Origin of the sequence: Streptococcus danieliae (assembly GCF_025447695.1) — a bacterium.
Lineage (GTDB): Bacteria > Bacillota > Bacilli > Lactobacillales > Streptococcaceae > Streptococcus > Streptococcus danieliae.
On sequence record NZ_JAOBSU010000066.1, the window covers coordinates 1 to 10,313 of the forward strand.

At 45.5% G+C, this 10,313-nt stretch carries 6 protein-coding genes, 9 tRNA genes and 1 rRNA gene; 15 read left to right on the forward strand and 1 reads right to left on the reverse strand.

What is annotated here, in order from left to right; translation table 11 throughout:
- The 11 genes from rrf to metG form a co-directional block, all read left to right on the forward strand.
- Positions 1-106, forward strand: a 5S ribosomal RNA gene (gene rrf, locus N4310_RS05705); the annotation flags it as partial.
- A gap of 166 nt (positions 107-272) precedes the next feature.
- A tRNA-Val gene (locus N4310_RS05710) sits at positions 273-345 on the forward strand.
- Between the two features lie 15 nt (positions 346-360).
- Positions 361-433 (forward strand) — tRNA-Asp (locus N4310_RS05715).
- A gap of 89 nt (positions 434-522) precedes the next feature.
- Positions 523-595, forward strand: a tRNA-Lys gene (locus tag N4310_RS05720).
- A 3-nt stretch (positions 596-598) separates the two neighbouring features.
- Positions 599-680: transfer RNA gene (locus N4310_RS05725), tRNA-Leu, on the forward strand.
- A 12-nt stretch (positions 681-692) separates the two neighbouring features.
- Positions 693-765: transfer RNA gene (locus N4310_RS05730), tRNA-Thr, on the forward strand.
- A 10-nt stretch (positions 766-775) separates the two neighbouring features.
- Positions 776-847 (forward strand) — tRNA-Gly (locus N4310_RS05735).
- 5 nt (positions 848-852) lie between these two features.
- Positions 853-937, forward strand: a tRNA-Leu gene (locus N4310_RS05740).
- A 5-nt stretch (positions 938-942) separates the two neighbouring features.
- Positions 943-1,016, forward strand: a tRNA-Arg gene (locus tag N4310_RS05745).
- A gap of 51 nt (positions 1,017-1,067) precedes the next feature.
- A tRNA-Pro gene (locus N4310_RS05750) sits at positions 1,068-1,141 on the forward strand.
- Between the two features lie 85 nt (positions 1,142-1,226).
- A complete protein-coding gene (gene metG / locus N4310_RS05755) occupies positions 1,227-3,263 on the forward strand; it encodes a methionine--tRNA ligase (RefSeq protein WP_262092424.1) in 2,037 nt (678 codons plus the stop codon).
- A gap of 32 nt (positions 3,264-3,295) precedes the next feature.
- On the opposite strand, the gene N4310_RS05760 is transcribed toward metG, so the two are convergent.
- Positions 3,296-4,378 (reverse strand): M24 family metallopeptidase, encoded by a 1,083-nt coding sequence (locus tag N4310_RS05760; protein ID WP_262092425.1) that lies wholly within the window; start codon positions 4,376-4,378, stop codon positions 3,296-3,298.
- 188 nt (positions 4,379-4,566) lie between these two features.
- On the opposite strand from N4310_RS05760, the gene ccpA reads away from it, so the two are divergent.
- From ccpA to thrS, 4 genes are all read left to right on the forward strand, one after another.
- Entirely contained in the window at positions 4,567-5,577 is a 1,011-nt protein-coding gene (gene ccpA / locus N4310_RS05765) for a catabolite control protein A (protein WP_262092426.1), read from the forward strand.
- Between the two features lie 85 nt (positions 5,578-5,662).
- Positions 5,663-6,661, forward strand: coding sequence for an LTA glycolipid anchor biosynthesis glycosyltransferase, IagA/BgsA family (locus tag N4310_RS05770; RefSeq protein WP_160333023.1), 999 nt, complete (start codon positions 5,663-5,665; stop codon positions 6,659-6,661).
- Position 6,662: 1 nt separating this feature from the next.
- Complete coding sequence (locus N4310_RS05775; protein ID WP_262092427.1) at positions 6,663-7,994, forward strand: glycosyltransferase family 4 protein; 1,332 nt, start codon at positions 6,663-6,665, stop codon at positions 7,992-7,994.
- A gap of 293 nt (positions 7,995-8,287) precedes the next feature.
- Positions 8,288-10,234, forward strand: coding sequence for a threonine--tRNA ligase (gene thrS, locus N4310_RS05780; RefSeq protein ID WP_262092428.1), 1,947 nt, complete (start codon positions 8,288-8,290; stop codon positions 10,232-10,234).
- The last annotated feature ends 79 nt before the right edge of the window (positions 10,235-10,313 follow it).

Below are 10,313 nucleotides of genomic sequence, written 5' to 3' on the forward strand. Positions count from 1 at the left end.
ATAGCCTAGGAGATACACCTGTTCCCATGCCGAACACAGAAGTTAAGACCTAGAACGCCGGAAGTAGTTGGGGGTTGTCCCCTGTGAGATATGGTAGTCGCTTAGCAGACAGGTAATTCAATAGAAGGAGCAGCTGGGAGAGCTTCTTGAATGAGGAATTCATTCAAGAAGGTAATGGGATAAAGAAAGCGAAGCTTTCTCCCTTCCAGATGCTCTAGAGAGATGAATTACCGTTTGAATTATGGATGGAGTTTCTATCCATAATTCAAAGAGGGAGTTTAGCTCAGCTGGGAGAGCATCTGCCTTACAAGCAGAGGGTCAGCGGTTCGATCCCGTTAACTCCCATTGTACGAAAGTACAGGTCCCGTAGTGTAGCGGTTATCACGTCGCCCTGTCACGGCGAAGATCGCGGGTTCGATTCCCGTCGGGACCGTCAAAAATATGCGGTGCATATTTTTGAGATATCTGATAAAACAAGCGTAAGCTTGTCCCCTATGAACCAGTTATGGAGAATGGGAGATAGACTCGTTAGCTCAGTTGGTAGAGCAATTGACTTTTAATCAATGGGTCGCTGGTTCGAGCCCAGCACGGGTCATATGCGGGTTTGGCGGAATTGGCAGACGCACCAGATTTAGGATCTGGCGCTTTCGGGCGTGGGGGTTCAAGTCCCTTAACCCGCATAATAGTAATAGGCCGGCTTAGCTCAGTTGGTAGAGCATCTGATTTGTAATCAGAGGGTCGCGTGTTCAAGTCATGTAGCCGGCATTAGAGGATTGCGAACGTAGTTCAGTGGTAGAACACCACCTTGCCAAGGTGGGGGTCGCGGGTTCGAATCCCGTCGTTCGCTTTGGCGCCGGGGTGGCGGAACTGGCAGACGCACAGGACTTAAAATCCTGCGATCGTTTAGATCGTACCGGTTCGATTCCGGTCCTCGGCAAATGGGCACCCTTAGCTCAACTGGATAGAGTACCTGACTACGAATCAGGCGGTTAGAGGTTCGACTCCTCTAGGGTGCATGAAGTTTATATAGGGAGTATCTTAGAAAGATAGAACCTAATTTATATCTACGGGAAGTAGCTCAGCTTGGTAGAGTACTTGGTTTGGGACCAAGGTGTCGCAGGTTCGAATCCTGTCTTCCCGACTAGTAAGGAGGCGTTAGCCTCTTTTTTGTGTTATTGGATTTGGGTGCAATTTAGTCCCTTGAATTCTCTATTTTGGGTTTGCTTGTGGCTTTTGGAGCGTGGTATAATAAAGGGAGTAATTTTGAGGAGAGAAGAATGTCTGATAAAACTTTTTATATTAGTACGCCGATTTATTATCCGAGTGGGCGGTTGCATATTGGGTCGGCTTATACGACAATTGCGAGTGATGTTTTGGCACGTTATAAGCGCTTGATGGGCTTTGATGTGTTTTTTGTGACTGGTTTGGATGAGCATGGTCAGAAGATCCAGGATAAGGCGGCGGATGCAGGGCTTGAGCCTCAGGCCTATGTAGACGGTATGGCTAAGGATGTTCAGGACTTGTGGTCACTGTTGGATATTTCCTATGATCGCTTTATTCGAACGACAGATGCGGATCATGAAGTTGTGGTGGCGCAGATTTTTGAGAAGCTTTTAGCCCAGGATGATATTTATTTGGGTGAATATTCAGGGTGGTATTCTGTTTCCGATGAAGAGTTCTTTACGGAAACGCAATTGATCGAAGTTTTCCGGGATGAGGAAGGAACAGTTATCGGGGGGATTGCCCCTTCAGGTCATGAGGTCGAGTGGGTTTCCGAGGAGTCTTACTTCCTACGTTTGAGTAAATACTCCCAGTGGTTAGCAGACTATTTCAAAGAGCATCCTGAGTTCATCAGTCCGGATGGACGGATGAATGAGATGTTGCGGAACTTTATCGAACCAGGTTTGGAGGATTTGGCTGTGTCACGGACTAGCTTTACCTGGGGGGTGCCGGTTCCTTCCAACCCTAAACATGTCATCTATGTGTGGATTGATGCTCTAGCAAACTATATCACAGCCTTGGGCTATGGCCAAGATGCGGATGAGAACTTTGCTAAGTTCTGGCCAGGAGATATCCATATGCTTGGGAAGGATATTCTGCGTTTCCACTCGATTTACTGGCCAATTATTTTGAAAATGCTAGATCTACCACTTCCAAAACGCTTGATTGCCCATGGCTGGTTTGTCATGCAAGATGGTAAAATGTCCAAGTCTAAAGGGAATGTTGTCTATCCGGAGATGCTAGTAGAGCGGTACGGCTTGGATGCCCTACGCTACTATTTGGTGCGCTCCCTTCCTGTAGGTTCTGATGGAACCTTTACACCGGAAGATTACCTAGGCCGGATTAATTATGAACTGGCCAATGACCTAGGAAACTTGCTCAATCGGACAGTGGCTATGGTCAATAAATACTTTGATGGTCAGGTTCCGGCTTTTGTGTCTGGTGTAACTGCCTTTGATGGAGATTTAGAAGTCAAGGCGCAGGAGACTATCCAAGAGTTTCATAAGCAGATGGAAGCAGTCAATCTGCCACGTGCTCTGGAAACGGTTTGGAAATTCATCATGCGGACCAACAAGTACATTGATGAGACCCAGCCTTGGGTCTTAGCCAAGGAAGAGGGGGATCGTGAGCAGTTGGCTAGTGTCATGAGTCATCTGGTAGCCAGTCTACAATGGATTGCTGGGCTTCTCCAGCCCTTCATGATGGAAACAAGCCGTTCGATCCTGAACCAATTGGGTTTGGCTGAAATTAGCAGCTTAGAAGGACTAGCCTTTGGAAATATTCCAGCTGGGACTCAGGTTCTGGCCAAGGGGCAACCAATCTTCCCACGTTTGGACATGGAGGAAGAAATTGCCTATATCCAATCGCAAATGGCTGGTGGTCAACAAGAAGAGGCCTGGGATCCTGCCAATGTTGATTTGCTGCTGAATAAAAAGGCCATTAAGTTCGAGGATTTTGATAAGGTTGAGATCCGTGTGGCTGAGGTCAAGGATGTTTGGCGAGTTGAAGGTAGTGATAAGTTGTTAGCCTTCCGTCTGGATGCTGGTGATGGTCAGGATCGTCAGATTTTATCGGGGATTGCGGCTTATTACCCAGATCCACAAGTGCTACTTGGGAAAAAACTACAAATTGTTGCGAACTTGAAGCCTCGGAAAATGATGGGGCTGGTTAGTCAAGGAATGATTCTCTCTGCTGAATTTGAGGACCGGTTGGCAGTGATGATTGTGGATGATGCTATCCCGAATGGCAGTATTCTAGGATAAACAAAAATAGGTGAGCCCCCGCTCACCTATTTTTATAATTTGAATTTGAGAAGTTCTTTTGGGGTATGGGTAAAGGCTTCGAAACCTGTTTTGGTGACTACACCACAGTCTTCAATCCGCACTCCAACCTTGTTAGGAAGGTAGATGCCGGGTTCAACGGAGAAGGTCATGCCTTCTTCCAAGACGAGGGGATTCCCTTGATTAATGGAAGGGAATTCGTGGAGGCTCCGGCCGATTCCGTGTCCCAAGCGATGGTTGAAGTATTCGCCATAACCGGCCTTTGTGATAATATCCCTAGCTACTGCATCAATTTCGCCAGCTGTAACCCCCGGTTTAATGGCATCAATGGCAGCTAACTGGGCTTCTAGAACGATATCATAGATGGTGGCTTGAAGCACGGTTGGTTGGCCGAGGGCAACGGTACGGCTGACATCACTGGCATAGCCTTGATGCCAGGTCCCTAGATCAAAGAGGAGGAGAGACTTGTTTTTGAGGGGACGGTTGGTTGGGATTCCATGAGGATCAGCTGCATGTTTGTCAGCCAACACCATGGTTTCAAAGCTCATGGAAACATCCTGGCTCCGTAAGGGTCCCTCAATGGCTGCGATGATGTCTAGTTCGGTTTTCCCTTTGGCAATCGCTTGGAAGCCGAGTGCAAGAGCATGGTCGGCCATTTGTCCAGCCTTCCGCAGGTAATCCAGTTCCACAGGTGTTTTGTACAAGCGGATTTGCTCGATTGTGGGACTGAGATCGACAATTTGTCCCGTCAAAATTTGCATGAGTTCGTAATATTGCCGCAGCCGGAGGTGTTGAAACTCTAAGCCAATGCGATAGCGTTCACGAGATAGGAAGCTTTGGATCTTCTGCCAAGGATTTTCCGAATCGTGGTAGCTCACAATATTGTAAGAAACCAAGGACTTGGCACGATCCCGATCTAGTTCGGGTGTAAACAAGGTTGGACTGCCTTCAAGCGGGAGAAAGAAGAAGAATTGTCTCTCATGAGGATCCGATTGAAAGTTCGTTAGGTAGGCGATGCTCGTTGGATCTGAAATGATTGCCAAATCGATGCCTTGCTCGCGCATGCGAGAACGAAGTAAGTCAACAGTGCTCTTCATATTTAACCTCCTATATCAATTATTTTATATCTCTATTGTGTCAAAAATCTTCAAATTATGCAATGGGGAATGAATTGTCTTTTTTAGAAAAAATCTCAAAATATTTGAAAGTGTTTCCAAAAAATGATAAACTATAGTTGTGCGAAAGTGAAAGCGTTATTTTCAAAATGGAATTGGGAGGTTAATCGATGAATACTGACGATACTGTAACAATTTATGATGTCGCCCGTGAAGCTGGTGTTTCCATGGCGACGGTTAGTCGAGTCGTAAATGGCAATAAAAATGTAAAAGAAAATACTCGTAAAAAAGTTTTAGACGTGATTGATCGCCTAGACTACCGTCCAAATGCAGTGGCTCGTGGCTTAGCGAGTAAAAAAACAACAACGGTAGGGGTTGTGATTCCAAATATCACTTCTTCCTATTTTGCCAGTCTAGCCAAAGGAATCGAAGATATCGCAGAAATGTATAAATACAACATTGTTCTAGCGAGTAGTGATGAAGATGATGATCGGGAAGTAGCGGTTGTCAATACACTATTTTCAAAACAGGTGGATGGCATCATTTTCATGGGTTACCACTTAACTGAAAAAATTCGTTCCGAGTTTTCACGTTCCCGGACTCCGGTTGTTCTAGCAGGAACCGTGGATATTGAGCAGCAATTACCAAGTGTCAATATTGACTACCGTCAAGCAACAGCGGATGCGGTGGAGTACTTGGCTAAACGAAATGAAAAAATTGCTTTTGTGACAGGTCCCTTGGTGGATGATATTAACGGTAAAATGCGCTTACCAGGCTATCGTGATGGCCTCAAAAAAGCCAAGTATGCGTATAGTGAAGGTCTCATTTTTGAAGCCAAACACAATTATGAGGAAGGTTATGCCTTAGCTGAACGAGTCATCGTTTCTGGAGCCAATGCAGCGATTGTATCCGGCGATGAATTGGCTGTCGGTCTACTCAATGGTCTGAGCGATAAAGGAATTCGAGTTCCAGAAGATTTCGAATTGATTACCAGTGATAACTCACAAATCACCTTGTACAGTCGGCCAAATATGACGTCTATTCGTCAACCTCTATACGATATTGGTGCTATCTCCATGCGGATGTTAACCAAGATCATGAACAAGGAAGAAGTTGAGGAACGCGAAGTTCAATTGGCCCATGGCTTGAGCGAACGCCAGTCAACACGCTCGTCTAACTAAAAGCATGTAAGGGATTCCTGGAGGCCGGGATCCCTTTTTTCGGCTTTGGCTTTTATTTTGAATGGCTTTTGTTTATAATATGAGTATGAAAGTTCTACTGTATTTGGAAGGCAAGACGGTTCTTGAGAAGTCAGGAATTGGTCGCGCTCTTTCGCATCAAATGCGGGCCCTTGACTTAGCAGGGATTCCCTATACGACAGATCCATCAACTGGATACGATTTGGTTCACATCAACACCTATGGCCCTAAGAGTCTCCGTCTCTTGCACCAGGCTAAGCGGCAGGGGAAAAAGGTCATTGTCCACGGTCACTCGACTCGGGAAGATTTTGCCAATTCCTTTATTGGTTCCAATCTCTTGGCTCCAGCCGTTGGTGCTTACCTCAAACACATGTATCAGCTAGCTGATTTTATTATTACACCAACGGAATATTCCAAAGAGCTGATTCGTGGCTACGGGGTTGAGACTCCAATTGTGGCGATTTCAAATGGAATTGATTTAAGGAAGTATCAACCAGATCCGCAAAAAGAACAGGTTTTCTACAATCACTTTGGTTTGGAGAAAGGACAGTCGGTAGTGGTTTGTGCCGGTCTTTTTTTCAAACGCAAAGGGATTTTGGATTTTGTTGAGGTGGCCAAGCAATTACCAGATGTACAATTTATCTGGTTTGGCGGGATTAATAAATGGATGATTCCGCGTGAAATTCGAAGGGTTGTTTCGGGTGATCATCCTGCAAATGTCCATTTCCCTGGCTATTTTAAGGGAGCTATTTTCCAGGGAGCCATAAGCGGAAGTAGTCTTTTCTTTTTCCCCAGTTATGAAGAAACTGAAGGAATTGTTGTTTTGGAGGCTCTGGCCAGTCATCAGCATGTTGTGTTACGGGATATTCCCGTTTATGAGGGCTGGATTGATGAGCAATCGGCTACTCTAGGGAAGAACAACGAGGAATTTGTGGCAGGAATCCAAGCCATTTTAGCTGGCCAGGTAGACAAGCGCGAACGGGGCTACCAAGTAGCAGAAAGTCGGTCTATGGATCAGGTGGCCCAACAATTGGTGACGGTTTATCGTCAAGTATTGGAGATGTAAGATGAGAATTGGATTGTTCACAGATACCTATTTTCCACAGGTGTCTGGTGTAGCAACAAGTATCCGAACCCTCAGGGAAGAGCTTGAGGAGCAGGGACATGATGTATTTATTTTTACCACGACAGATCGCGATGTGGATTCTGATTCTGTAGCAGAGCATCGGATTATTCGGATCCCCAGTGTTCCGTTTTTTGCTTTTAAAGATCGACGGGTAGCCTATCGGGGCTTCAGCAAGGCCTTGTCCTTAGCTAAGGAGCACCGTCTGGAGTTGATCCATACCCATACGGAGTTTGCCTTGGGTTTTTTGGGACTTTGGATTGCACGGGAATTGGAGATTCCTGTTATTCACACTTACCATACTCAATATGAGGACTATGTCCATTATATTGCTAAGGGTTTGCTAATCCGCCCAGCTATGATTAAATACCTAGTGCGTACCTTCCTGGATGAAGTGGATGGAGTGGTTTGTCCTAGTGAGATTGTTTATAATCTGTTAGTTCGCTATGGTGTGGAGCCAGAGAAGCGCGTGATTCCGACAGGGATTGAGCTGGATCACTTTATTCAAGTGAAATCTCAAAAAGAGGCTATCCAGGAGTTACGGCAGTCCTTAGCTTTGGCTTCTGATACCAAGATTCTCCTAAGCCTGTCGCGGATTTCCTATGAGAAAAATATTCAAGCGATCATCCGTGCTCTGCCAGAGGTTTTGCGGGAAAATGATGCTGTGCGTTTAATCGTAGCCGGAGACGGTCCACATCTAGGAAATCTAAAAGCCTTGGCCCGAGAAGTTGGTGTGGAGCACCGAGTGCTCTTTGTTGGGATGGTACCTCCGGAACAGACGGTGCTCTATTACCGAATGGCGGATTTCTTCGTTTCAGCCTCGACGAGTGAAACACAGGGCCTTACCTTTTTAGAAAGTTTGGCTAGTGGTACTCCGGTTATTGCTCAGTCCAATCCTTATTTAGACAGCTTGATTTCGAACAAAATGTTTGGAACTCTCTATCAAACACCAGAGGACTTGGGTGGGGCAATCTTAGAAGCACTCTTGGCAACTCCTTATCCTCAAGAGCAGGAGTGGCAGAACAAGCTTTTTGAGATTTCAGCCGAGAATTTTGGTTTGCAGGTCTATCAGTACTATTTAGATCTTTCGATTCGGAAGGGTTATTTGAAAGGTCAAGGGATCGGATCCCTCAGACCCCGGGTTCGTTTTTTCAAGGCAATTGCCGGATTCCCCTTCAAGGTTGCTGCCCTGCCAGTACAAGGATCTAGACGGGTGATTCGGATTTCTCGGGAACAAGCCAAACGGTTGCCTTACCCTGGTCGGAGAAAAAACTAGATTTTCCTTGTTTTTTTGAAAAGGGTCTGCTATAATCTTTTTTAGAGACATGTCTTTTAACAGAACTTCTTGAAGAGAGTGCACGGTTGGTGGAAGTGCATAGGAGGGTTAGAAGGTACTACTCGGGAAGATTTTATGCAAACATAAAACGGTGGTTACGTTAGAACCAAGAATGAGGTACCTGGGTTAACTAGGTATAAACGAAGGTGGAACCACGTTGCGACGTCCTTTTAAGGAGGTCGCTTTTTTGTTTGTTGCGGGTAGTTGTCTACTAGATTTAAAGGAGTAGAAGTATGGTAAAAATCACATTTCCAGATGGTGCTGTTCGGGAGTATCAAGATGGAATTACAACTGTAGAGATTGCTGAAGGAATCAGCAAGTCTTTGGCTAAAAAGGCCTTGGCCGGTAAATTGAACGGGAAGTTGATTGATACAACTCGTGCCATTTATCAAGATGGGGACTTGGAGATTGTAACGCCAGATCACGAAGATGCCCTTCCAGTTTTGCGGCATTCAGCAGCCCACTTGTTTGCCCAAGCGGCTAAACGTCATTTCCCAGATATTCGCCTCGGGGTTGGTCCGGCGATTCAAGACGGTTTTTACTATGATACCGATAATGAAGCGGGGCAAATTTCCAATGAAGATTTGGCCAAAATTGAAGAAGAAATGCACAAAATTGTGAAGGAAAACTTCCCAAGTGTGCGTTCGGAAGTTTCGAAAGAAGAGGCGAAGGAAATCTTCCATAATGATCCTTATAAATTGGAATTGATTGAGGAGCATAAGGATGATGAGGGTGGTTTGACCGTTTATCAACAGGGTGAGTATGTGGATCTCTGCCGTGGTCCTCACGTGCCGACAACTGGTCATATTGAAATTTTCCATCTTTTGAATGTTGCAGGGGCTTACTGGCGTGGTAAGAGTGAGAATCCAATGATGCAACGGATTTATGGAACTGCTTGGTTCGATAAAAAGGAACAAGATGCCTACCTTAAGATGCGTGAGGAAGCCAAAGAGCGTGACCACCGTAAACTTGGAAAAGAGCTTGACCTCTTTATGATCAACCAAGAAGTTGGGCAAGGATTGCCATTCTGGCTTCCAAATGGAGCAACTGTGCGTCGGGTCTTGGAGCGTTATATTGTAGACCGTGAGTTGGCTGCTGGCTACCAGCACGTTTACACTCCACCAATAGCAAGTTCTGAGCTTTATAAGATTTCTGGTCACTGGGATCACTATAAAGATGATATGTTCCCAGTGATGCACATGGAAGATGGGGAAGAGTTTGTTTTACGTCCAATGAACTGTCCGCACCACATCCAAGTTTACCGTCACCATGTTCACTCTTACCGTGAGTTGCCAATCCGTATTGCCGAAGTTGGAATGATGCACCGTTTTGAGAAGTCTGGTGCCCTATCTGGTTTGCAACGGGTACGTGAAATGAGCTTGAATGATGGTCACTTGTTTGTAACTCCAGAACAAATTCAAGAAGAGTTCAAGAAGGTTCTAGATTTGATGCTCTCTGTTTATGAGGATTTCAACATTACAGACTATCGCTTCCGTCTCTCTTATCGTGACCCAGAGGATAAAGAAAAATACTTCGATAATGATGAGATGTGGGAAAATGCTCAACGCATGTTGAAGGCAGCCATGGATGATCTAGGTCTAGATTATGTGGAGGCAGAAGGAGAAGCAGCCTTCTACGGACCTAAGTTGGACGTACAGGTGAAAACTGCCCTCGGAAACGAGGAGACCCTCTCTACTATTCAGTTGGACTTCCTCTTGCCAGAACGCTTTGAACTCAGCTATATCGGGGCTGATGGGGAAGAGCACCGTCCAGTTATGATCCACCGTGGAATCGTGTCAACGATGGAACGCTTTATTGCTTACTTGATTGAAACTTACAAGGGAGCCTTCCCAACTTGGTTAGCACCAAATCAAGTAACCGTTATTCCAATTTCAAGTGAAGCCCATGTGGACTATGCTTGGGAAGTAGCCAAAGAATTGAAAGACCGTGGCTTCCGTGTATCTGTTGATGAGCGGAACGAGAAGATGCAATACAAGATTCGTCAAAGCCAGACTCAGAAAGTTCCTTACCAATTGATTGTTGGGGACAAAGAAATGGAAGATAAATCTGTTAACGTTCGTCGCTATGGTCACAAGGAAACTGAAACAGTTCCAGTAGCAGACTTTATTGCGAAATTGGAGGCAGATGTAGCCCGCTACTCACGCCCAGATGAAGCTTAAGTGGTTCTTTGTCAAGTTGTGTGGAATCCCTGAAAACTGACAATATAGAATAAAGACAATCTTCCTTCCTCCCCTCCTT

Excerpts from the sequence above, each read along its gene's own strand:
- N4310_RS05760 (WP_262092425.1), bottom strand. The coding sequence starts at position 4,378 with ATGAAGAGCACTGTTGACTTACTTCGTTCTCGCATGCGCGAGCAAGGC.
- ccpA (WP_262092426.1), top strand. The coding sequence starts at position 4,567 with ATGAATACTGACGATACTGTAACAATTTATGATGTCGCCCGTGAAGCT.
- N4310_RS05770 (WP_160333023.1), top strand. The coding sequence starts at position 5,663 with ATGAAAGTTCTACTGTATTTGGAAGGCAAGACGGTTCTTGAGAAGTCA.
- N4310_RS05775 (WP_262092427.1), top strand. The coding sequence starts at position 6,663 with ATGAGAATTGGATTGTTCACAGATACCTATTTTCCACAGGTGTCTGGT.
- thrS (WP_262092428.1), top strand. The coding sequence starts at position 8,288 with ATGGTAAAAATCACATTTCCAGATGGTGCTGTTCGGGAGTATCAAGAT.